The 22,410-nt window shown below is 71.8% G+C and carries 18 protein-coding genes; 9 read left to right on the forward strand and 9 right to left on the reverse strand.

The window, feature by feature from the left end:
• The first annotated feature begins 65 nt into the window (after positions 1–65).
• The 3 genes from ACQEVZ_RS13230 to ACQEVZ_RS13240 are packed head-to-tail and all read left to right on the forward strand — an operon-like array spanning position 66 to position 3,812.
• Positions 66–593 carry a hypothetical protein gene (locus ACQEVZ_RS13230; RefSeq protein WP_433365915.1) on the forward strand — a complete coding sequence of 176 codons (528 nt, stop codon included), beginning with the start codon at positions 66–68 and terminating at the stop codon, positions 591–593.
• Positions 536–2,371, forward strand: a complete 1,836-nt coding sequence (locus ACQEVZ_RS13235; RefSeq protein WP_433365918.1) for a putative bifunctional diguanylate cyclase/phosphodiesterase — start codon at positions 536–538, stop codon at positions 2,369–2,371. The genes ACQEVZ_RS13230 and ACQEVZ_RS13235 overlap by 58 nt, the downstream gene beginning before the upstream one ends.
• Positions 2,372–2,399: 28 nt before the next feature.
• On the forward strand, positions 2,400–3,812 hold the full coding sequence (locus ACQEVZ_RS13240; protein ID WP_433365920.1) for a condensation domain-containing protein: 1,413 nt from the start codon (positions 2,400–2,402) through the stop codon (positions 3,810–3,812).
• Here the strand turns inward: ACQEVZ_RS13240 and ACQEVZ_RS13245 are convergent.
• The gene (locus ACQEVZ_RS13245; RefSeq protein WP_433365923.1) at positions 3,791–4,570 is read right to left on the reverse strand and encodes a class I SAM-dependent methyltransferase; all 780 of its coding nucleotides are present in this window, start codon (positions 4,568–4,570) and stop codon (positions 3,791–3,793) included. The two genes, ACQEVZ_RS13240 and ACQEVZ_RS13245, sit on opposite strands and share 22 nt — an antisense overlap.
• 101 nt (positions 4,571–4,671) lie before the next feature.
• On the opposite strand from ACQEVZ_RS13245, the gene ACQEVZ_RS13250 reads away from it, so the two are divergent.
• Together ACQEVZ_RS13250 and ACQEVZ_RS13255 are read left to right on the forward strand one after the other, a co-directional pair.
• Positions 4,672–5,418, forward strand: a complete 747-nt coding sequence (locus ACQEVZ_RS13250) for an MBL fold metallo-hydrolase (RefSeq protein ID WP_433365926.1) — start codon at positions 4,672–4,674, stop codon at positions 5,416–5,418.
• Positions 5,415–6,005 (forward strand): DedA family protein, encoded by a 591-nt coding sequence (locus tag ACQEVZ_RS13255; protein ID WP_433365929.1) that lies wholly within the window; start codon positions 5,415–5,417, stop codon positions 6,003–6,005. Before ACQEVZ_RS13250 ends, ACQEVZ_RS13255 begins: the two co-directional genes overlap by 4 nt.
• Positions 6,006–6,347: 342 nt before the next feature.
• Here ACQEVZ_RS13255 and ACQEVZ_RS13260 read toward each other — a convergent pair whose 3' ends face one another.
• Entirely contained in the window at positions 6,348–8,549 is a 2,202-nt protein-coding gene (locus ACQEVZ_RS13260; protein ID WP_433365932.1) for an alkaline phosphatase family protein, read from the reverse strand.
• A 440-nt stretch (positions 8,550–8,989) separates the two neighbouring features.
• Between ACQEVZ_RS13260 and ACQEVZ_RS13265 the strand changes: the two genes are divergently transcribed.
• From ACQEVZ_RS13265 to ACQEVZ_RS13275, 3 genes are all read left to right on the forward strand, one after another.
• Positions 8,990–10,534, forward strand: coding sequence for a CHAD domain-containing protein (locus ACQEVZ_RS13265; protein WP_433365935.1), 1,545 nt, complete (start codon positions 8,990–8,992; stop codon positions 10,532–10,534).
• 113 nt (positions 10,535–10,647) lie between these two features.
• Positions 10,648–11,469: a DNA topoisomerase IB gene (locus ACQEVZ_RS13270; RefSeq protein ID WP_433365938.1), complete on the forward strand. Its 822-nt coding sequence runs from the start codon at positions 10,648–10,650 to the stop codon at positions 11,467–11,469.
• Between the two features lie 12 nt (positions 11,470–11,481).
• Positions 11,482–12,882 carry an FAD-binding oxidoreductase gene (locus ACQEVZ_RS13275; protein ID WP_433365941.1) on the forward strand — a complete coding sequence of 467 codons (1,401 nt, stop codon included), beginning with the start codon at positions 11,482–11,484 and terminating at the stop codon, positions 12,880–12,882.
• Here ACQEVZ_RS13275 and ACQEVZ_RS13280 read toward each other — a convergent pair.
• Positions 12,869–14,212 (reverse strand): condensation domain-containing protein, encoded by a 1,344-nt coding sequence (locus tag ACQEVZ_RS13280; RefSeq protein ID WP_433365944.1) that lies wholly within the window; start codon positions 14,210–14,212, stop codon positions 12,869–12,871. The two genes, ACQEVZ_RS13275 and ACQEVZ_RS13280, sit on opposite strands and share 14 nt — an antisense overlap.
• A 3-nt stretch (positions 14,213–14,215) precedes the next feature.
• The gene (locus ACQEVZ_RS13285) at positions 14,216–15,622 is read right to left on the reverse strand and encodes a condensation domain-containing protein (RefSeq protein ID WP_433365947.1); all 1,407 of its coding nucleotides are present in this window, start codon (positions 15,620–15,622) and stop codon (positions 14,216–14,218) included.
• 905 nt (positions 15,623–16,527) lie between these two features.
• Here ACQEVZ_RS13285 and ACQEVZ_RS13290 point away from each other — a divergent pair.
• Complete coding sequence (locus ACQEVZ_RS13290; protein ID WP_433365950.1) at positions 16,528–17,784, forward strand: condensation domain-containing protein; 1,257 nt, start codon at positions 16,528–16,530, stop codon at positions 17,782–17,784.
• A gap of 56 nt (positions 17,785–17,840) precedes the next feature.
• On the opposite strand, the gene ACQEVZ_RS13295 is transcribed toward ACQEVZ_RS13290, so the two are convergent.
• From ACQEVZ_RS13295 to ACQEVZ_RS13315, 5 genes are read right to left on the reverse strand one after another with little or no spacing between them, the layout of a single operon-like run.
• Positions 17,841–18,794, reverse strand: a complete 954-nt coding sequence (locus ACQEVZ_RS13295; protein ID WP_433365953.1) for an ATP-binding cassette domain-containing protein — start codon at positions 18,792–18,794, stop codon at positions 17,841–17,843.
• 12 nt (positions 18,795–18,806) lie between these two features.
• Positions 18,807–19,571 (reverse strand): ABC transporter permease, encoded by a 765-nt coding sequence (locus ACQEVZ_RS13300; RefSeq protein WP_344502388.1) that lies wholly within the window; start codon positions 19,569–19,571, stop codon positions 18,807–18,809.
• A 14-nt stretch (positions 19,572–19,585) separates the two neighbouring features.
• Positions 19,586–20,779, reverse strand: a complete 1,194-nt coding sequence (locus tag ACQEVZ_RS13305) for a glycosyltransferase (RefSeq protein ID WP_433365957.1) — start codon at positions 20,777–20,779, stop codon at positions 19,586–19,588.
• Complete coding sequence (locus tag ACQEVZ_RS13310; protein ID WP_433365960.1) at positions 20,776–21,030, reverse strand: acyl carrier protein; 255 nt, start codon at positions 21,028–21,030, stop codon at positions 20,776–20,778. The genes ACQEVZ_RS13305 and ACQEVZ_RS13310 overlap by 4 nt, the downstream gene beginning before the upstream one ends.
• A 5-nt stretch (positions 21,031–21,035) precedes the next feature.
• Positions 21,036–21,944 carry a methyltransferase domain-containing protein gene (locus ACQEVZ_RS13315; RefSeq protein ID WP_433365963.1) on the reverse strand — a complete coding sequence of 303 codons (909 nt, stop codon included), beginning with the start codon at positions 21,942–21,944 and terminating at the stop codon, positions 21,036–21,038.
• Positions 21,945–22,410 lie beyond the last annotated feature (466 nt).

The raw sequence follows: 22,410 nt of genomic DNA on the forward strand, positions 1-22,410 counted from the left end.
GGGTCGGCTCAGCTCCGGGCGGGCGCTGCCGATGTGCAAGCGGAATGATCGAGCAGAAGTCACCGGTGTCATCGTCGCGGCGCCTCGTCGCGGCGGTCGCCGCCTGCCTGCTCGCCGAGATGCTGTGGACGGCGCTGTTCGCGTCCGGGGTGCCGGTGCCCAAGGTGCTGGCGTTGCTGACGGTCCCCCTGGCGCTCGGCCTGGCCGCGCTCATCGCCCGCGCCGCCGCCCGCGCACCGGGACTCCCCGCGGCGGGCCGCCGGTTCTGGCGGCTCATGACCGCCTCGATCGCGCTCATCGGCGTCGGGGCGACGATCATGGGCCACGCCAGGCTGCACCCCGAAGATCCTGACGCGCTGCGGACCGTCCAGGCCTCGGCGCCGGCGCTCGTCGCGGGCGTCGGGCTGGCGCTGTACGCGCTGCTGCGGCTACCCACCCGCAGCATGACCCGGGGCGAGTGGATCAGGCTCGGGCTGGACGGGCTGACGGTCCTCATCAGCACCGCCACGTTCCTGTGGCACCTGGCGCTGCGGCGATGCTGGAGCGGCACACCGACGTGCGGCTCGCGCTGGGCCTGCTCCTGCTGTCCATGACCTGCCTGGTGGCCCTGGTCGCGGTGATGAAGGTCGTGCTGCTCGGCAGCGGACCGGTCAGCCCGCGCTCGATGCGGCTCATGGCCGCGGCGGTGCTCGTGGGCGGGCTCGGGTCGGCGGTGTCGCCGCTGATCGCGTCGCCCCGGTGGGTCGGTCTCCAGCCGATGATCACCCTCGTCGAGGCGCTGCTGGTGGCGTGCGCGGGGTCCGTCGCTGTGTCCGCGGGCGCCGCGCCGGCGACCCGGGCGGCCGCGTACAGCAAGCTGCCGTACTTCGCGGTCGCGGCGACGTCGCTGCTGCTGGCCGCCGTCGCCTACGGCGACCACACGGACGTCGGCCCGGTGGCGACCGGCGCCATCGCCGTCAGCGCCGCCGTCGGGCTGCGGCAGCTGGTCGCGCTGCGCGACAACGCGCTGCTGCTCAGCTCCGTCCGCCGGCACGAGCAGCGGATGCGGTACCAGGCCAGCCACGACGCGCTGACCGGCCTGGTGAACCGCGCCCGCTTCGCCGAGCTGCTCACCTCGGCGCTGCTCGACCAGGGGCCTGTGGCGGTGCTCCTGATCGACCTCGACGACTTCAAGGGCATCAACGACACGCTCGGCCACGGCGTCGGCGACGAGGTCCTCGTCACGGTCGCGGAGCGGCTGCGGCGGGCGGTCCGCCACGACGACGTGGTCGCCCGGCTCGGCGGCGACGAGTTCGCGATGCTGCTGCGCGACGTGGACGCCGTGCCCGCCGTCGACGTCGCCGGCCGCATCCACGACGCGCTCGGCACCCCGATCCACACGACCGGGCACGAGCTGCTCGTGCACGCCTCCGTCGGCATCGCGACGTCCACGCCCGGCGACGTGCTCGAGACGCTGCTGCGCAACGCGGACCTCGCCATGTACTCGGCGAAGGAGCGCGGCAAGGGCGGCCACTTCGTGTACGTGCCGGGCATGACGACCCGGATCGTCGCGCACGCCGAGCTCGGCGCCCAGCTGCGCGACGCGATCGACGCGGAGCTGTCACGCCCTTCCGGCAGCTCCCGCCAGCTGTTCCTGCTGTACCAGCCGATCGTGCGACTCGACGACGGGCGGACGGCCGCCACGGAGGCCCTCGTACGGTGGCGGCACCCGTCCCGCGGCGTCGTGCCACCGCTGGAGTTCATCCCCGCCGCCGAGCAGACCGGCCTGATCGTGCCGCTGGGCCGCTGGGTGCTGCGGGAGGCCTGCCGGCAGCAGGCGACCTGGCTGCGGGACCTCGGCGCAGCCGCGCCGCGGTCGGTGAGCGTCAACGTCGCCGGCCGGCAGCTGACCGACCCGCAGTTCGTCGCCGACGTCGTCGCCGCCCTCGACGACGCGGGCCTCGACGCGCGGCACCTCACCCTGGAGGTGACCGAGACGGCGGTGCTGGACAGCGCCGAGGCGGTCGCGACCCTGGAGGCGCTGCGCGGCCTGCGCGTGAAGCTGGCCCTCGACGACTTCGGCACCGCCGCCTCCTCACTCGGGCTGCTGCTGACGTGCCCGGTCACTTCGCTCAAGCTGGACCGCACGTTCGTCGCCGGGATCACCACCGTCGCCCGGCAGGAGGCCGTCGCGACCGCCGTGATCCGCATGGCGCAGGCCCTGGACCTGGCCGCGGTCGCCGAGGGGATCGAGACGCAGGCGCAGGCGCGGATGCTGCGGCACCTCGGCTACCGGTTCGGTCAGGGTTATCTGTACGCGCGGCCACTCCCGCCGGACGAGGTGGCCGCAATGTCCGCTCCAGCCCTTGCCGGCCGCAATCCATCGATATGATCACCGTCAATCTTGATTGGGGGCGGTCGTGGTTTCCTACATCCAGGTCTCCTTCGAGGGTGCCGGTGCCGGCACCGGCGGGCTCGCCTGGGGGCAGCAGCAGGTGTGGCGGGCGATCGTCGAGGTCGGCGCCTCCATGAGCATGGGCGGTGCCGTGCCGGTCACCGACGGCCGCACCGTCGAGGACATCGCCGCCGAGCTGCGGTTCCTCATGAGCCGCTACGCGGCGCTGCGCTCCCGGCTGGTCTTCACCGAGCCGTGGCACGCCACCTCGGTCGACGCCTGCCACCTGGTCCAGCAGGAGATCGCGGCGGAGGGCACGGCGGCGCTGGAGGTGCACGACGCCGGACCGGACGAGGACCCCGCCGAGATCGCCGGCGCGCTGTTCGCCGAGTGGAAGGCCCGCAACTTCGACTACGCGCACGAGTGGCCGATCCGGGAGGCCGTGGTGCGCCAGGACGGCGCCGTCACGCACGTGGTCGTGCAGATCAGCCACCTCGTCGCCGACGGCAGCGCGCTCGGGACGATGATCCGCTCACTGTTCTCGCGGGAGTCGCCGTACACGGCGATGCAGCCCCTCGACCTCGTCGCGGCGCAGCGCTCGTCGTCCCGGACGACCGACACCGCGATGCGCTACTGGGAGGCGGCCCTGCGCCAGCTCCCGCCGAGGCGCCTACCGGCCGCCGTGGACCGTGGGGAGCCCCGGTGGCGGCAGGTCGTGTGGCGTTCGACCGCGCTGCTGCTGGCCTCGCAGCGGGCCGCCGCGCTGCTCGGCACCGACACCGGCTCGGTGCTGCTGGCCGCCTACGCGGTGGCGTGCAACGAGGTCACCGGCCAGCGCGCGCCGTTCGCCACGCAGGTCATCGTCAGCAACCGCTTCCGGCCCGGCCTGGCCGACGTCATCAGCCCGCTCGCCCAGAACGGGCTCGCGGTGCTCGACGTCGCCGGCCTGGCCCCGCGCGAGGTGGTGGACCAGGCCCGGCGCGCCTTCCTCAACGCGTCGAAACACGCCTACTACGACCCCGCCGCCCGGCTGGCCCTCTTCGACCGGCTCGGCGGCGTCGACCTCGCGGTCTTCTACAACGACCGGCGGGTCGGCATCCTCGAGGCACAAGGCCCCCTGGCCGAGGTGCCGGCCGCGGCGGACGTCGAGGCGGCGCGGCCGCTCACCGCGCTGGTGTCGGAGCGGCCGCTGCCGTTCTTCAACGAGCAGCTGATGGTGAACGTCGACGACGTCGTGGACACGGTGCAGCTCACCGTCGAGGTCGACACCCACCACCTGGCGATGGCGGACCTGCACAGGCTCCTGCTGGCGATGGAGGCCTTCGCCGTCGCCGCCGCGCTGGACCAGGCCGCCGCGCCGGATGAGACGGCGGCACTGGATCAGGCCGGCGCGCTCGATCAGGCCGGCGCGCTCGGTCAGGCGGTGGCCTCGACGTAGATGCTCTCGTCGTTGCGCAGGACCTGGTCGAGGTCGGCGACGTCCTGGCGGGCGCCCTCGCGGTAGGCACGCACCGCGATGCCCTCCGGGTCGAAGCCGGCCGTGGTCAGCACGTACTGGAGCTCTTCGAGGTCGTAGATCCAGCGGTGCCCGTACACGTAGAACAGCTGGTTGAACATGAACGCGCCGCGCGGCGGCATCTTCGGCGCGACCCCGGTCAGCGCCCGGTCGACCCGGCGGCGGTGCTTGCCGAAGAAGCCGTCGCCGTTGACGTAGCTCTGCGCGTAGATCTTCAGGTCGGGCGTGGTGATCCGGACGAACCCGCCCGGCTTGAGCACCCGCTTGACCTCCTTCAGCCACGCGATGCCGACCTTCATCGACACGTGCTCGATGAGGTGCTCCGCGTACACCCAGTCCACGGCGTCGTCGACGATGGGCAGCGGCTGGGAGATGTCCATCTCCGCGAAGTACGCCGAGCCGTCGACCCGGTAGATGTTCCCCCGCTCGGAGGTGAGCTCCGGGCTGCTGACCGCCACCAGATCGGTGCCGAGCGCCTGCGGGTGGTCCGTCTTGAACGCGGCGAACTCGATGCCCGTGATGCCCAGCTGGTCCAGCTGCTCCCGGGTGATGAGGTCCGTTCTGAGCAGCAGCTCCAGCTTCTCGCACTTGCCGAGATCGGCGGTGAACGAGTCGACCACCGCCTCGATCCCCTGCGGGTCTTCCCAGTCCCAGGCTAAGGCCGCTGCATCGGTTGACATCGTCTCGTGGTCCCTCCACAGAAAAGTTGATTGATCTAAACATGTCGTGCTGTGGCCTACAAGCAGCGGAGCGTGACACCCCGTCGGGCAAGATTGGCACCATGAACATCACCTGGTGGGGGCATGCGACGGTGGCGGTGGCCGACCACGGCACCACGATCCTGACCGACCCGGTGCTGCGCAACCGGCTGGCACACCTGCAGCGCCGGCGCGGCCCCCGGCCCGTCCTCGACACGGCGCCGGACGCGGTCGTCATCTCCCACCTGCACGGCGACCACTGCGACCTGCCGTCCCTGCGCATGCTGCCGCGCTCCACGCGCATCGTTGCCCCGCGCGGCGCCGGCGCCTTCCTGCGCTCCCGCCTGCGGCGGGAGATCCTTGAGATCGCCGACGGCGAGTCCGTCGAGGTCGGCTCCCTGCGCGTCCGCGCGGTGCCGGCCGCGCACGACGGCCGCCGTAACCCTTCGTCCCGCATCCGGGCGGCCGCCCTCGGCTACGTCTTCGAAGGCACCCGCACCGCCTGGTTCGGCGGCGACACCGGGCTGTTCGACGACATGAAGTCCTTCGGTCCGCTGGATCTGGCGCTGGTACCGGTGTGGGGCTGGGGCTGGACCCTCGGCGCCGGCCACCTCGACCCGGCGGGCGCGGCCGAGGCGATGCGCATCATCAAACCGGCGCAGGCCGTCCCGATCCACTGGGGCACCCTCTGGCCCGTCGGCTGCGGCCGCGTCCGCCCCGACCGCTTCCACCGCCCCGGCGACGAGTTCGCCGCGCTGACCGCCACCGCCGCCCCGAAGACCGACGTGCACGTCCTGGCCCCCGGCGAGTCCCTCACGGTGACCGCGTGACCACCTTCGGGGCGCTGCTCGCGGCCCTCGCCGGCCTCTTCGCGGTCGTCGCCGCCGGCTCGACGGTCCCGATCCTGCCGACGGGCGCCGCCGTCAGCGCGACCGCCGTCGTCGCCGCGCACCGTAGCCCCCTGGCGGTGCTGCTCGTCGTCTGCGCGGGGGCCGCCGGCGCCTACTGCGGCGACGCCGGCACCTACGCCATCTGCCGCGCCGGCGGCGAGGCACTGACCCGCCGGCTGCGCATCCTGCGCCAGCCGCTGCACCTCGCCGAAACCGTCAAGCAGCGGCTCACCGCAAGCCCGGTGAGCGCGCTCCTCGTCTCCCGCCTGGTCCCCGGCGGCCGCATCCCGGTCCTGCTCACCGCCGCCATCGTCGGCCTCTCCTGGCGCCGCTTCGCCACAGCGAACGTGGCCGCCTGCGCCCTGTGGTCCGCCACGTACGCCGCGATCGGCCTCCTCGGCCGCAGCGTCTTCCCGCAACCCTGGCAGGGCGTGGTGGCCGCCCTGGTCATCGCCCTCGGCGCCACCCAGCTCGCCAGCTGGCTCCGCCACCGCCGCGACCGCCACCAGAGGCACCTTGACGCCTGAGCGAAGGCGGTAGACTACGGACAGCGAGAAGCCGAAGATCGATTTCTATCGGTGGGGTAAGGTGCAGCAAGCGGCCCGGCACCACCGCCGACCTCCACCACGAACCAGCCCCGCCCACCCCGACCTGCCGTTCAGCGAACCGACCCGAGCGCAACCAGCGACGCCCCACGACCCGCGTGCGCGATGACCTGCGCGCGATGGAGCCTACGGCCCGCATGCGCGATGGAGCTCACGGCCTGCGCGCGGTGCAGCGCCCAGGGCGCGATGCAGGCAAGCCCGACGAGGCGACACATGCGGGCCGGAGTCTTGTCGAGCCGGGGAGCCCTGCCCAGCCGCGGCCCTTCAGTCCGAGATCTCGGCAGCGTGTAACGAGCGGCCGGTGTCGCGGGTCTCGGGAAGCGGGTGCCCGCCGTCGGCGGCGTGAGTCGCAGCCTTGTTTTCCGCGGCCTCGTTGGCAGGGGCTCCGGTAGTGGCCTCGTTGGCAGGGCCGGTGGTAGCGGCGGCGTGAGTGGAGGCGTCGGGAGCGGGGGTTGTGCGCAGGCCGAGGTCGGTGAGCCACTGGACCAGCTGGCGGTGGACTGCGGCGGGGCCGGTCGGGGTGGAGGCAGGGGTGGACCAGCCGGCCGGGTGGACGAGGACGGCCTCCGTCTGCCAGCCGCCGATGCCGCCGTGGGAGCCGACGAGCTCCTCGAAGGCGGCGACCTCGTCTGTGCCGTGGTCGACGCGGCTGATCAGGACCAGGTCGCCGACGTTGGTCATGGCCTGGTGGGTGAGGAGGTCGCGGGCGGCGTGGGGGCCGTACGGCAGGAGGGGGTCGGTGCCGTCGACGTGGCTGTCGCGGAGGCGGTGACGGCCGGCGGGGCCGAAGGCGACCGGGCCGTCGACCGCTGACAGGCCGACGACGAGGCCGATGCCGGGGTGCGTGGCGAGGCCCTGGATGAGGGCGGGGCGGGCCACGCCGATGTCCTCGACGGTGGCGCGGCCGGGGTGTTCGGTGAGGTAGAGCATGGCCAGGTTGCCGGAGGCGACGGTGACGACCGGGGCGGGCGGTGGCGGAGGGGTCCTGCGGTCGGGCTTGCCGGCGACGGCGAGCAGCAGGTTGTGCGCGCGGGCACGCTCGTCGTCGTTCGGGTCCGGGGTGGAGGCGGCCACGTGGCCGGCGATGGAGGCGACGACCTGTTCGAGGGTTTGGCCGTACCGCTGGGAGAAGGTCGCGCCCTGGCTCTGGCCGTGGTCGGAGAGGACGACGATCTCGTAGCGGCGGCCGGCGACCTGGGCGAGGCGGTGCAGGGTGCCCAGGACCCGGTCGAGGCCTTCCAGGGTCTGCATCGCTTCGGGGCGCAGCGGGCCGGCGTGGTGGGCGACCTCGTCGTAGTCGACGAAGTCGCAGAAGATGGCGGGGGCGCCGCGGGTCATCTGCTCGGCGATGAGGGAGACGTTGAGGTCGCGGAGCAGGACGTTCGTGACGGCCCTGAGCGCCACGTAGGCGCCCGTGCGCGGCACGCGGGGGTAGACGTTGCGGAAACGCTGCCGGCGGGCCTGCTGGATCTCCTTGAGCATCTCGCCGACGGACAGGACGATCGCGCGGGCGAAGCCGTACGGGCTGGCGACGAACGCCAGGTAGCCGCGGGCGGTGCGGCCCGGCAGGCCCGCGTTGCTGAAGGTGAGCAGGCTGGTCGGGGCGTCGCCGGAGAAGACGTTGCTGATGCTGGCGCCGCCGTCGGCGAGCAGGCCGCGGCCGGTCGAGATGCGGGCCTCGACGTCCGCGGCGTCCTTGGGGCGGTTGGTGACGACCAGCCGTCCGGTGGCTTTCTCGTACCAGCGGAACGCCGGCACCTCGGATTCGCTGCCGTGCAGGATGCCGGCCTGGCTCGCCGGGGTCGTCGCGGGCAGGCCGGTGTGCCAGGGGACGAGGGCGTGGGTGCCGGTGCGCAGCCACTTGCCGAGGTTGGGCAGGTTGCCGGCCTTCACGGCCCACGACAGCAGGGGCGCGGACAGGCCGTCGAGCTGCACGAACAGCACCCCGGGCTCGGTGGCGCGGTGGTCCTGGTTGCGCCGCACCATCTGGCGCAGCGTCTGGCCGAGGAACACGTCGTCGCTGCCGGCGTCGGCGAGCCAGTTCACGAGGGCGGTGAGGACGGCGGCGGTCCAGCTGGCGACCCACGCGTCGATGACGCTGCCGACGGAGACGCCCTCGGCGACCTGCAGCGCGGTGAACATCACCGCGGTCTGCAGCAGCACCCCGACGAGCAGGACGCCGAGCCCGCCGACGACGACGGCGACGCCGAAGAGCACGAGCCGCATGAGGGTGCCGATGAGGGCGAGCAGCACGGCGAGCTCCACCAGCGCCCAGGGGCCGCCGGTCGCGGTGACGCCGGGCAGCAGCCAGAACGTGACGGCGAGGACGACGACGGAGGTCACGCCGCTGCGCAGCAGCGACTTGCCCCACGCGACGGTGAGCCGCCAGTCGCGCAGCATCCGCCCGGCGAAACGGACCCGCTGCCCGATCACGGACGACGTCACGGCGCGCACCAGCCAGCTCACCTGACCTAGGTTACGTCCCGTCGATTGCGCGGAATTCGCAACGAAACACCTCAGGCCGGGTAGGCTCATGCCGGCGGGTGAAGGCCGGGTGACCTGCGCCACCACGTACCTGACCCACGACACACCCGCGCCCACACCGCACCGACCCGGGCCCACAACGCACTGTCGCCCCCACACCGGGTGACGGTGCGAGGGCGACACAGAGCGGGCGAGTTACTTCTTCTTGCCCTTCTTGTCCTTCTTCTTGTCCTTCTTCGACTTCTTCGCCATGGGTGCACTCCTCTCCGTGGGAAGCGCGTCCGCGGACCGGAGCGGCCCGAAAACCTTGCGCTGCCAACACCGTAGCGGCCAAACCTGCGAACCGACAGGGTCTGCGCCATCTTTTCTTGGCTTCCTGTTTACGTTTTCGCCACACGGAGTTCTGTCGATAGGCTTGGAACATGGCCGAAAAGCTTGAGGTGGAACGGAAGTACGAGCTGCCCGACGACTTCGCGATGCCCTCGATGATCGGAATCGCTGATGTGGCCACGGTTACAGCTCCCGATGACCAACGTCTGGACGCGACCTACTACGACACCGCGGGGCTGCGCCTCACTTCCAGCAAGGTGACGCTGCGCCGCCGCAGTGGTGGTAACGACGCCGGCTGGCACCTCAAACGGCCGTCCGGCGGGGAGCGCAGCGAGCTCCAGGTGCCCGCGACGGCCAAGCAGCGCACGCCTCCGGCCGAGGTCGCGGCGCAGATCCGGGCGCTGACGAGGGGCGAGCCGCTGCGCCCGGTCGCGCGCATCCGCACGCACCGCGTCGAGCAGGGCCTGCGGACCGCGGACGGCACCACGATCGCGCTCGTCGCCGACGACACCGTCGCCACCGAGTCGCTCGTCGGTGCCGGGGTCGCGCAGCGCTGGCGGGAGCTGGAGGTCGAGCTGGTCGACGGCTCACCCGAGGACCTCGCCCGCATCGACGAGGCGCTGCGCGCGGCCGGCGCCCGCCCGTCGGCGTCGCCGTCGAAGCTGTCCCGCGCGCTCGGCCCCGACCACCCGGCGCCCGCCACCGGGTCCCGCGTGAAGAGCGCCGGACGGCGCGCGGTCGTCGACTACGTCCGCGCCCAGCGCGACGCCGTCGTCGCCCTCGACCCGGAGGCCCGCGCCGGCGACGCCGAAGCGGTGCACAAGATGCGGGTCGCGACGCGGCGGCTGCGCTCGACGCTGCGCACGTTCGCGCCGCTGATGGACGCCTCGGAGGGCGACCTGGACCGGCTGCACGACGAGATCAAGTGGCTGACCGGGCTGCTCGGCGAGGTCCGCGACAGTGACGTCATGGCGCAGCGTCTCGCCGAGCTGCTCGCCGCCGAGCCGCCGGAGCTGGTCATCGGGCCGGTGGCGGCGCGGATCGCCCAGCTGCTCGCGGCCCGGACCGCGCAGGCACGCCGGCGGCTGATCGCCGGGCTGGACAGCCAGCGGTACATCACCCTCCTCAACGACCTGGACGCGCTGGTCGCGGCCGTCGGCGGCCCCGGCAGGGTCGCGAAGCGGGAGCTGCGGCACCTCGCGCGCCGGGCGGTCCGCCGCGCCGACCGCCGCCTGACCGCCGCCGTGAACACGCCCGAGACCACCGCCGGGGCCGTGGGCGGCACCGCACCCCCGCCGGGGCGCCTCCGCGACGAACGGCTGCACGAGGCGCGGAAGGCGTACAAGCGCGCCCGGTACGCCGCCGAGCTCGCCACCCCTGTCGCCGGCAAGCCCGCGGCGAAGCTGGCCGACCGGCTCACCGACCTGCAGGACGTGCTCGGCGCCCACCAGGACGCCAACGTGACCGCCGACCTCCTCCGCGAGTACGGCATGCACGCCTTCGGCGAGCGGGAGAACGCGTTCACGTACGGGCTGCTGCACGCCCGTCAGGCCGAGCACGGCCGGATCGCCCTCGCCCAGCTCCCCCGCGCCCGCCGCCGCGCCACCCGCCGGAAGGTGCGCGACTGGCTCTCGTAACAGCGACCGAAACGAACCGCAGCGACCGGAACGAACCGCAGCGGCCGGAAGCAAGCGACGGCCGGAACGAGCGACGGCCGGAAACGAGCGGCAGCGGGGAACCAGGGTGAGGCATGCGGCTGCGGCGCACCACACCCGGCAAGGGCGGCTACCAGAGGAAGGGCCGGGGCCGCGGCTTCACCTACCACCGCGCCGACCACGTCCTCGAGGTCGGCGCGCGCCTGCCGGCGATCCGTGACCGGGTCGCTGCGGACCTGCGCGGGCGGGGGCTCGGCCGGGAGAAGGTGCTCGCCGCCGCGGTGCGGCTGCTGGACGTCGGCCGCTTCCGGATCGGCGGGGAGGCGTACGCGGCCGGCGAGGCTGGCACGTTCGGGCTGGCGACCCTGCTGCGCGAGCACGTCGCGCTGCCCCGCGGGTCGGTCCGGTTCCGCTACCCGGCGAAGGGCGGCATCGAACGGTCCGTCGACGTCGCCGACGCGGACGTCCGGGCCGTCGTCAAGAAGCTCATGGAGCGCGACTGCGAGTGCGAGTGCGAGCGCGAGTGCGAGCGCGAGCCGGACGACGGCGGGCTGCTGGCCTACCGCGACGGGCGGCGATGGGTCGGCGTGCGCAGCGGCGACATCAACGACTACCTGCGCGACATCGGCAGGACCGAGATCTCGGCGAAGGACTTCCGGACCTGGCACGGCACGGTCCTCGCGGCGCGGCTGCTCGCGCGGGAGCCGAAGGTCACCGGGCGGGCCGTGCCGAGGGTGATGCGGGAGGTGTCGGAGTTCCTCCGCAACACACCGGCCGTCGCCAGGGCGTCCTATGTGGACCCGCGGGTCGTGGACCTGTACGGCGACGGCATCACGATCCCGGGGCGGGCGGCGAGCGACCAGGCACTCGGCGAGGTGGCCGTCCTGCGGCTGCTTGCCGACGAATCGGGTCGATGACAAGATCTGCGGGTGCGGCTCGATCTTGCGCGACTTCGCGACAGCTTCCACGGCACCCTGGTGACCCCCTACGACCACGGCTACGAGGCCGCGCGGGTCCTGTTCAACACCCGTGTGCGGACCCGACCGGCGCTGATCGCGCAGTGCGCGGACGCCGGCGACGTCGCCGCCGCGATCGCGTTCGCCCGGGAGCAGGGGCTGCCCCTGGCCGTCCGCGGCGGCGGGCACCACGCCACGGGGCTGTCGCTGGTCGAGGGCGGTGTCGTCGTCGACGTCGGCGGCCTGCGGTCGGTCAGCCTCGACGCGGAGGCGCGCACGGTGACGGTCGGCCCCGGCGTGGGCTGGCGCGACATCGACAAGGTCACCTACGTCGAGCACTCGTTCACCGGCGACGACGGCCTCGAGTACGGGCTCGCCGGGCCCGGCGGCGAGTGCCCGACCGTCAGCAACGCCGGCTACAGCCTCGGCGGCGGCTACGGCCCGCTCGGCCGCACGTACGGGCTGGGCTGCGACCACATCGTCGCCGCGGAGGTCGTCGACGCGTCCGGGACGGTCCTGCGGGTCACCGAGGACGAGCACCCGGACCTGTTCTGGGCCCTGCGGGGCGCCGGCGGCGCGGGCTTCGGGGTGGTGACGTCGCTGACGTACCGGCTGAACCCGCTGCCGAAGACGGTCGTCGGCGGTGTCGTGGCGTGGCCGGTCGACCGGGCCGAGGAGGTGTTCCGCGCCTACCGCGACCTGTACGCCGAACGCAACGACGACCGGCTCGCGTTCTGCCTGCTGCTGACCACCGAGCCGTACCCGGACGGTGAGCAGGTCGTCGTCATGTACGGCCTGTATGTCGGGCCGCCCGCGGAGGCGGCGGAGGCGCTCAAGCCGATCGAGGCGCTCGGCGAGCCGCTGTTCAGCTCCATCGGCGAGACCTCGTACTTCGACCTCATGCAGGGCATGGGCGAGGAGATCGTGTACGGGCTGCAGTCGAAGTGGCTCGGCGGCTACTTCACGGCCGACGGGTTCGACGAGCCGGCGTTCGCGACGATCCTGGACAACTTCCGGCGGATGCCGTCGGGCTACTCGATGGTCCGCTTCGACCTGCTCGGCGGCGGCGAGATCGGCCGGGTCACCCCGGACGCGACCGCGTTCGTGCACCGGGCGCCGCTGCACTACATCTCCGTCATCGCGCAGTGGCAGCGCGACGAGGACACGGACCGCAACGTGGCGTGGATCGACGGGTTCCTCGAGCGGCTCTCCCCGCACCTGACCGGCGAGGTGTACCAGAACTACGCCAGCCGGGACCTGACCGACTGGGCCGACGCCTACTACGGTGCGAACTACCCGCGCCTGCAGCAGGTGAAGCTGCGCTACGACCCCGAGGACGTGTTCTCGACGCCGCAGTCGATCAAGCTGCCGTGACGGGTGGCGGGTTGAGCGCCGCGCCGACGGCGGCGGCCTCGATGCCGCGGGCGCAGGCCTCGACCTGCGCCGGGGAGAGCCGGTGCGTGTCGGCCCAGATCGCGAGGCCGATCGCGTCCTGCTCCTCTTCTACCTGCAGGTCGACCTGCAGGTAGAAGGTGCCGTCGTAGGTCGGCAGCCGGCGGTCCCAGCGCAGCGTGGTGCGCGGCAGCGCGGCCCGGATCCGCTCGGCCGTCGGGGGGACCTCCGGCACCGCGCCGGCCGGGCCGCGGCGGTCGTTGACGAAGCACGAGACGTCGACCGGCTCGCCGCGGGCGGTGGCGATCCGGTCGAGCATCGCCCGGTGCTCGGCGGGGTCGAAGTAGCCGTGCAGGTAGGCGCTCGTCGCGGACCGCCACACCCGCCGCGCCACCGTGTCCAGGTCGCCGCCGGTCTCGATGACGCAGATGCCGGGCTGGGTGAGGTGGCAGACGGCGTCGGCGAAGCCGGGGCGGAAGCGGTTGCTGACGAGCACCTGCGCGACGCTCGGCGTGCGGCCGGTGACCTCCGCCAGGGCGACGCCGTAGGCGGCGAGCAGGACGTGTCCCGTTTCGACGCCGGTACGGCACGCGACGACCTGCAGCGCCAGGTGCAGCGCCGGTGAGTGGCAGACCAGCTCCCAGAAGCGGGGCGTGCGCGGGTCGTCGGACCAGCCGAAGCGTTCCGCCGGCAGGTCCCGCAGCGACGCCTCCCAGTGCCGCAGGGACTTCGCGCTGTGCCGGCGCTCGGCGGGCAGCGCCTGGCGGTGCGCGAGCTCGAGCGCGCGCACCCCGGTGACGGGCTCGTCCAGGTTCGGCAGGTCGCGGACCAGGGCGTCGATGCCGAACCCGTCGACGGCGAGGTGGGAGTACTGCACGACGAGGTGACTCGGCACGCCGCCGGTCGTCACCACACCCCACCGGACGGGGAACTCGCGCGCGAGGTCGAACGGGGTGAACTCGTACCGGCTGCGCAACGCCTCGGCCGTCGCCTCCGCGTCATCGGGTGGCGACGCGACGACCTCCAGGTCGACCGTGCCCGATGCGTGGACGGTCTGCCGCGGCTCGTCGCCGTCGAGGTCGAGGTCGAACAGGGTGCGCAGCGCCTGGTGACGGCCGACGAGGCGGCCCAGGGTGGCGGCGAGCCCGTCCACGGTGGTGTCCGGGGCGAGGGCGACGGTGCCGCCGATGTTCAACGTCCGGCCGGTGCGCCGCATCGTCTGCCAGATCTCCTGCTGGCCCCAGGTCAGTGGCCCGGTGCCGGCGCCGGCGCCGTGGAAGGCGACGGCGGTCCGCGATGTGGCGACGTGCATCGGCTACTCCTGAGGCTCGTCCTGAGGCTCGTCCCGAGACTCGTCCTGTTGCTCGTCCTGACGCTCGTCCTGGAGCGCGGCGGCGACCACCAGTTCCTCGATCCCCCGCAGAATCGCCACCAGATCGTCCGGCGCCACCCGCCGGGTGTCAACGCGCAGGCCGATGTCGACCGTGTCGGGCACGGGATTGATCAGGAAGAACACCGTCGCCGCGGGATCGTCGTTGTTCGAGCCCCACCGCAGTCGGCTTCTGGACAGCGCCTCGTTGATGTCTTGCGGGCTCGCCTGCGGCAGGACCTCGGCGACGGCCATGGTCCGCCGCCGGTCGTTGAAGTAGGACTGCAGGTCGAGGGCCTCGCCGCGCTCCTGCCCCACCCGAGCGATCATGTCCCACAGGTCGCGGGGGTCGTAGTAGGCGTGCATGCCGGCGGTCAGCTGCGCCTTCCAGACGCGGGCGACGAGGTCGTCGAAACTTACATCCGCGGTGTCCACGACGCACAGGGCGCTCTGCGCCAGGCCGGCGACGGACTCCTTGAAGCCGGGCCGGAAGCGGTTGCTCACCAGCATCCGCACCACGGTGGTCGGGTCGCCCGACACCCGCGCCAGCATGAGGATGTACGCGGCGAGCAGGATCGTGCTGCTGTGCGCCTTGGTCCGCTCGGCGATGCGGCCCAGCGCGAGGTAGGCGGCGGGCGAGGAGTAGCTGGCCTCCCAGTACCGCGGCGACGGCGGCTCCTCGACCGCCGGGAAGCGTTGGGCCGCGATCTCGCGCAGCTGCTTCTCCCAGTGCCGCAGCGACGCGGTGTGCTGCCGCCGGGCCGAGCCCGCCCGCTGCTGGCGGGCCAGGTCGGCGGGCTGGACGCCGGCGACCGGGACGAGGTGCTCGCCGGTGGCCCGGTCCAGGTTCGGCAGGTCGTTGATGATGGCCTCGATGCCGTAGGCGTCGATCGCCATGTGGGAGTACAGCGCGACGAACCAGGCCGGGGTCCCGTCGCGGCACACGACCCCGACGCGCACCGGCCAGTCCTCGGCGTTGTCGAACGGCGCGTCGCGGTACGCGGCGTCGAGGGCCTCGGCGACGTCGGCCGGGTCGTCCTGCCCCGCGTCGACGATCTCCATGAACAGCTCGCCGGTGTCCGCCAGCACCTGCCGGGGCAGGCCGTCCTCGCCGATGTGGTAGCGGGTGCGCAGGGATTGATGCCGGCTCATGAGGAACGCGATCTCCATGACGATCTGATCGATCGTCTGGCCGTCGAGCAACGGCATCGTGCCGCCGGCCCAGTCGACCCGGCCACCGCCGAGCTCCATGGATCGCCATGCAGCCCATTGACCCCAGGTCAATTCCTCGACACCCGATCCCGCACCCTCGAAGTGCACGGGAATCCGCTGCGCCGTTGCAGTCTCCGCCATGATCTCTCGCCTCGCGATCGTCGATGTACGCGCAGGCCACATCGGCCCCTGACTGCGTGGCGGCCGGCCGGCGACGCCTGCGCCGTGCCGACCGGCCGCCACAACAGGATTAGAGCCGAGCGTTCCGGAGCTGGGCACTGTTGCCACGCAGCTGAGCAGCCTTCATTTCGCACCTCCCTCGCCAGGTCACTGGAGAGTGCTCGAAAGGGACCACCTGCACGTTGTCAGGATCCCGACCTGTTCGGACCCGCACGATCCCGCGGGCCCACCCTGCAAGCACTGCTTCGAAGCCTATCGGCTGTCTTCTACCTGACGAAAGAGGCGAATATTGATCTCATCCAATCAATGCCTGAAGGTCCGAATTTTAACGATCGTTATGTCCGATTTTCGCGGAAGCGCCCGGGAGATACGAAACGCATTGAAAATTTCCAAAGCGGTAACGTGAACGGTTGACACGATCCACAGTCGGGGTGATGCTTCTGACGGTCATAGACTTCGGTCGTTCAAAATGACCGCAGGCACTTCCGCTGATTCGTCGTGAAGGCGACGGAGGTGGTGTGCCCTGCCATTCCATATCGCACTGTGATGTGCCAAACGATATGAGGAGGTGAACTTCATGCGCGTTGTCTCCAGCCGCGTCGTCTCCAGCCGCGTCGTCTCCAGCCGGGTTGTCTCCAGCCGGGTCGTCTCCAGCCGGGTCGTCTCCAGCCGCGTCGTGTCGGGTGGCTGATCCAGCCCTCCGCATCAGATGACACAGCACCACAGCACCGAATGAGGAAAGGGAGCCCGCGCCGGTCAGGGCGGGACGGCACCCGACGGGCATGGGCGCCGCCCCGGCCCCACCGGGCGGGCTCCCCCCACGAAAGCGATCGACCACCGCAACGAGCACCATCTGGAGGCACATCGTGTCCGGCGACGAGACGTACCCAGCAACCGTCGGGCAGCTGTCCGTCTGGCGCGACATCGAGCGGTTCCCACCCGACCGGCTGTGGGAGGCCAACCTGTCCTTCGTCTGGGACCTGCCCGAGGGCGACTGGACGCAGGAGCAGGTCTGGGCCGCGCTCGGCGCGGTCGCCATGCGCCACGCCTCGATGCGCACCACCTACGTCGTCGACCCCGAGGGCTTCCCCCGGCAGCGGATCGTCGCGCACACCGCCGAGGAGGTCCTCGCGCAGGTCAGGCAGGGCACCGCCGACGTCGCCGAGCGCGAGGAGAAGGACGCCGCGGAGATCCGCCGCGCCATCGACGCGCTCTCCGAACTGCCCTGGCGGGCGTGGATCCTCCTGGAGGGGGACGCGCCGCGGCAGGTGCTGGTCGTGGTCAACCACATGGCCGCCGACGGCGTCGCCTCGGTCGTGCTGCGCGAGGACTTCGAGACCATCCTCGGCGGCACCGACCTGCCGCCGGCGCCCGGCCCCCTCGAGCTGGCCCTCAACCAGACCGGCGAGGGCAGCGGCCGGCTGCGCAACGCCGAGCGGTACTGGCGGCGCACCCTCGCCGCGGCGCCCCGGCGGCACGAGACCGGCGAGCTCGACCCCGTCGGCGCGGTGCTGCAGACCGGCATCCCGATGCCGCAGGCGCACGAGGCGATGGCGAAGTTCGAGGTCACCCTCGCCAGCCTGATCCTCGCCGCGTACTACCGCGGCATCCAGGCCGCGACCGGCGAGCAGGAGGTGCTGCTCTTCCCGATGTCGGCCAACCGCTTCGACGAGCAGCACGCCAGGGTCGTGACCAGCCTCAACCAGTGGGCGCCGCTGCTGCTGGACCTCGACGCGGCCGAGCCGTTCACCGAGATCCTGCCGAAGGTGCACTGGAAGGCGTTCAACGCGCTGAAGAACGGCGTCTGCTCACCGGACGCGATCTGGCAGATCCGCGACGAGCACGCCAAGCTCGACCCGCCGGCGGACCGCGGGTTCTACTACAACCCGATGCTCGCCCCGCCCGGCTTCCCGTCCGACGACCACCTCGTCGCGCCGAAGATCGACTTCTTCGACCACGGCCGCACCACCGGACCCGGCTTCTACCTCATCGTGCGGGGCCTGACCTCGCTCAACCTGATGTTCCGGGTGAACCGGTCCGGCTTCGACCGCGACTCGGTGAACACCGTGATGACCACCATGCAGGACTGCTTCGCGCAGACGCTCGGCGGCGACCGGTTCTGAGAACGCCGAAAGGGGGCGCGACCTGAAGGTCGCGCCCCCTTCTCGTGCCCGGCGGATCAGTCGCGCAGCGACCGTCCGGTCTTGGTGAGGAAGACGTCGTCGAGGGTCGGCCGGTGCAGCTCGATCGTCTCGAGCTTGATGCCGGCGCCCTCCAGGGTCCGCATGATCTGCGGGATCGCCGAGTCGCCGGACTCGACGTTGAGCCGCAGCTCGTTGTCCTCGCGGACCTCGACACCGTTGGCGAACGGCTGCTTGCCGAGCAGCTCACCGGCCCGCTCGGCCTCGTCACCGACGACCACGGTCACGACGTCGCCGGAGATCTCCCGCTTCAGGTCCGCGGGGGTACCCTCGGCGACGATCTCGCCGTGGTCGATGATCGCGATGCGGTCGCACAGCGCGTCGGCCTCGTCGAGGTAGTGCGTGGTGATGAAGACCGTCATGCCCTCGGCCCGCAGCCGGCGGATCTCGTCCCACATGTGCGCGCGGCTCTGCGGGTCGAGGCCCGACGTGGGCTCGTCCAGGAACAGCACCTGCGGCTGGTGGATGATGCCCATCGCGATGTCGACGCGGCGGCGCTGGCCACCGGAGTAGGTCTTGCACTTGCGGTCGGCGAACTCGGTGAGCTCGAACGCGGCCAGGGCCGCCTCCGCGCGCTTCTCCGCCTCGGCCTTGCTGATGCCGTACATGCGGGCCTGGAGCACGATCTCCTCGCGGCCGCTGACGTCGTCGGTGGTGCCGCCGCCCTGGGCCACGAAGCCGATGACGCGCCGCACGGCCTCGGGCTCGGCGCGCAGGTTCGCCCCGGCGATCGTCGCCTCGCCGTCGTCGGGGGAGATCAGGGTCGCGAGCATCCGCAGCGTGGTGGTCTTGCCGGCGCCGTTCGGGCCGAGGAAGCCGAAGATCTCGCCCTGCGCGACGTCCAGGTCGATGCCCTTGACCGCCTCGACGCTGGTCGCCTTCTTGCCCCGGCCGGACTTGTAGACCTTCTTCAACCCTTTGATCTTGATCATGAGAGTGCTCCCTTACCGGACCGAGCGCGAGAATGTGCGGGCCGACCAGATCACGGCGATCACCATGAGGCCGGCGGTGATGGCGATGCTCTGCCAGATGGCCGGGTCGCTGGTGTGCCCGATGAACAGCGCCCGCAGCCCCTTGGCGGCCCAGTTGAACGGGTTGAAGTCGGCGACCGTGCGCAGCCACAGCGGCGCGAGCGCGAGGGGCAGCAGGGTGCCGGACAGCAGCATCAGCGGCTGGGCGATGTTGTTGACGACCTGGCCGAGCACGCTGGGGTTGGCGACGCGGATCGCGATGCCGTAGGAGATCGACGCCGACGACAGCGCGCACAGGGCGAGGATCGCGTAGCCGAGCAGCAGGCTGCCGATGTTGACGAACACACCGAACGGCAGGGACAGGATCGTGATGATCATCGACTGGACGATGACGGTGACGACGTCGCGCAGCGACCGGCCCAGCAGCAGCGCGACCCGGCTGACCGTGGTCACCCGAGACCGCTCGATGACGCCGTTGGCGAGGTCGCCGAGCAGCCCGAAGCCGACGTACAGGCCACCGGCCAGGGCCAGGGCGATCAGCATGCCGGGCACGTAGATCTTGTACGCGTCGCTCATCGAGTTGGCGCCGACCGACGCGAGCGCCGGCTTGAGCAGCGGCGCGAACAGGATCAGGTAGACCGCCGGCTGGGCCACGCCGAGGACGACCCACAACGGCGAACGGAGCATCAGCAGCATGTGCCGCTGGAAGATCAACCAGGTGTCACGCAGGAGTTTCACAGCCTTGCTCGCTTTCAGACGTGGTGCTTTGAGGGGATGAGCCCGGAGCTGCCGGGAGGGCGTAACAACTGGGTCAGAGCCGTCGCGGCGGCCTCGGCGCCACCGCCCGCGAGCAGTCGCTTGCCCGTCACCCGCGCCGCCTCTGCGTACCGGGGGTCGTCGAGCAGGTCGAGCAGCGCGGTGCGCAGCGCTTCGGGCCGGGCGTGGTCGATGGAGACCCGCAGCCCGGCGCCGGCCCGCGCCACCGCCGAGGCCATGAGCGCCTGGTCGCCCTTGATCGGGGCGACGAGCAGCGGCACGCCGTGCACGAGGGACTCGTTGACGGTGTTGGCGCCGCCGTGGCTGACCACCGCGTGCAGGTGCGGCAGCAGGTCCAGCACCGGCACGGGCCGGCGTACCAGCACGTGGTCCGGCTCACCGGTGATGGTCCCCTGCGGGGCCACGACGACCGCCTGCAGCCGCTCGCCGAGCGGCTCGATCGCGGCCAGGATGCGCGGGTAGAAGTGCGCGGCCTGGTCCATGTTGAGCGTGCCCATGGTGACCAGCACGTGCTGGCGGTCCGGGTCGAGCCAGTCGAAAGGGAAGTCCGGGTCGGGCGCGCGCTCCGCGAGGGACGGGCCGACGGTGACGGTGTTCGGCGGCAGCTGCGACGGGTCGTCGAGGAGGTCCTCGCCGAGGAAGCTGATCAGCAGGTCCGGGGAGAACCGCAGGTCCCACGGCGGGTCGCCGTCGTGGCCGGCGACGGTCCACGCCTCCCGCATCCGCTCCTGGATCCACGCCTCGACCTGCGGCAGCCCGCGGGCGAACGGCCTGGTCAGCTCCATCGCGCTGGACGCGACGGTGGCCCACGGCAGGCCGAAGCGGTGCGCGACGATCGGCCCGGCGATCGCGTGCTGGTCGACGACCAGCAGGTCCGGACGGAACGCCTCGACGGCCGCCTCGACGCCTTTGCGGGTGTACTTGGTGTGCGGCAGGATGTAGCCCTCCCACCGCGAGCGGGTCGCGTCGAGGCCGCGCTCGGCCTGGCCGCGGTGGGCCCGCAGCGGGATCGGGTGGATCACCGCGTCGGGCCCGGCGAGGGGCCGCAGGAACGACTCCGACCCCGCCCACAGCACCTCGTGCCCCCGGCTGAGCAGCACCTTCGCCACCGCGACCATCGGGTTCACATGGCCGGTCAGCGGCAGGCTCAGGAACAGGAACCGGCTCATGCGGCAGTCAGCTCCGCGAGGTCCGCGACGGTGAGGTCGATGAGCTGTTGCAGGTCGAGGCCGCCGATGTACGAGGGGAGGTCCACGCCGTACACGTCGCGCATCCGCGCACCGAGCTCAACGATCTCCAGGCTGTCGATGAACAGGTCCGTGTCCACGCGGGTGGACGGGGTCACGCCAGCCGCCCAGTCGTCGTCCTCGCCGGTCACCTGGCGCAGCAGCTCGACGATCTCCTGGTGGGACGCGGCCACGACGATCAGTCCTCTGCCGCCGGCTTCGTGGCGCGCACGGCGCCGTAGGTCACCGCGCCGGTCTCGAAGCCCTTGAGCATCAGCGGCCCGGCATAGAAGAAGCCGAGCACGTCGACGCCCCGGTCCCGGGCCAGGTCACGCATCATCGACCGGCCGTTGTCGAGCTCCTTGACCTGGGCGAACCCGGGCTCCCAGGAGTTGGCGACGTTGGCGCTCCAGTCGACGATCGCGATGTCGGCGAACCCGGCCGCGGCGGCCAGCCGCTCGTGCTCCTCAAGGGAGGAGAAGCTGGGCATGACCTGGTGGCGCAGGATCTGGTCGACGACCCGCGCCTCCTCGGCGGTGAGCTCGCCGTCGCGGACCGACCAGGTGGCGATCGCGACGAGGCCGCCGGGCTTCAGCACCCGCCGGACCTCGGCGAAGAACGCCTCCCGGTCCGCGATGTGCATGAGGCTCTCGACGGCCCAGACCACGTCGAACGACGCGTCCGGATAGTCGTTGGCCATGAAGTCGCACTGGCGGAAGTTGGTCCGCTCACCGAGGCCCAGCTCCGCGGCCTTCTCGTTGGCGCGGGCGGCCTGCGCGGCGCTGAGGGTGACCCCCTCGACGGTGCAGCCCAGGGGCCCGGCCAGGTGCATCGCCGGCCCGCCGATGCCGCAGCCGACGTCCAGGACGCGGGCGCCGGCCGGGATGCCGGCGAAGTCGACCAGCTCCCGCACCAGGCGGTCGGTCGCGGTGTGCCGGTCGTCGTCGTTGCCGGGGCGCTCGCCGATGTCCCAGAAGCCGTGGTGCACGTGCTGGCCCCACAGGTCCTCGTACAGGTCCAGGGTGGTGTCGTAATACCGCTCGACGGCGGCGTTCAGCCCGGGCCCGGCCGGTGCGGACGGGTATGCGGAACTGGCATTTGCTTTCACAGTCGCAAATCTCCGAATGGGATCACCAGCTATGGGGCGTTCCTGGATAGGCACGCACGGAGCCCGGCCATTGTATGGGCGGCGCGCCGACGCTTGTCAATGCACGTTACATCGTCCGGGACGGGCCGTGGCCTGGCCTGTCGGAGATCGCGCAGGAGGAGCCTCATCATGCCGCCATACATGGGGAATCGGTATATCGGCCCGACCAGACGTGGACGCGGGTCAATCGTGGCGTTTACGCACCGTAGCGCACTGCAATGGGCGGGAGGCGAGTGTTCTCAGGTTAGATACCGGTTGTATCCGGTGCGCTGCCAGTTGCGTGTAATGCCCTTTTTGGCACCGGCTGGGTGTCCCCCGAACCCAGATTGACCTGGGAGTTCCGTAAAACGCGTCCATGACCTGCCCGAATGAAGAACGTATCGAAGCAAACGATTCTTAGTGGACGTAGGCGTGGCAGAACGGACAA

Origin of the sequence: Dactylosporangium sp. CA-152071 (assembly GCF_050936335.1) — a bacterium.
Lineage (GTDB): Bacteria > Actinomycetota > Actinomycetes > Mycobacteriales > Micromonosporaceae > Dactylosporangium > Dactylosporangium maewongense.

What these genes read in the sequence shown, in the direction of transcription:
- ACQEVZ_RS13235 (WP_433365918.1), top strand. Translation starts at nt 536, where the DNA reads ATGCTGGAGCGGCACACCGACGTGCGGCTCGCGCTGGGCCTGCTCCTG.
- ACQEVZ_RS13245 (WP_433365923.1), bottom strand. Translation starts at nt 4,570, where the DNA reads ATGTCAACCGATGCAGCGGCCTTAGCCTGGGACTGGGAAGACCCGCAG.
- ACQEVZ_RS13250 (WP_433365926.1), top strand. Translation starts at nt 4,672, where the DNA reads ATGAACATCACCTGGTGGGGGCATGCGACGGTGGCGGTGGCCGACCAC.
- ACQEVZ_RS13265 (WP_433365935.1), top strand. Translation starts at nt 8,990, where the DNA reads ATGGCCGAAAAGCTTGAGGTGGAACGGAAGTACGAGCTGCCCGACGAC.
- ACQEVZ_RS13270 (WP_433365938.1), top strand. Translation starts at nt 10,648, where the DNA reads ATGCGGCTGCGGCGCACCACACCCGGCAAGGGCGGCTACCAGAGGAAG.
- ACQEVZ_RS13280 (WP_433365944.1), bottom strand. Translation starts at nt 14,212, where the DNA reads ATGCACGTCGCCACATCGCGGACCGCCGTCGCCTTCCACGGCGCCGGC.
- ACQEVZ_RS13285 (WP_433365947.1), bottom strand. Translation starts at nt 15,622, where the DNA reads ATGGCGGAGACTGCAACGGCGCAGCGGATTCCCGTGCACTTCGAGGGT.
- ACQEVZ_RS13295 (WP_433365953.1), bottom strand. Translation starts at nt 18,794, where the DNA reads ATGATCAAGATCAAAGGGTTGAAGAAGGTCTACAAGTCCGGCCGGGGC.
- ACQEVZ_RS13305 (WP_433365957.1), bottom strand. Translation starts at nt 20,779, where the DNA reads ATGAGCCGGTTCCTGTTCCTGAGCCTGCCGCTGACCGGCCATGTGAAC.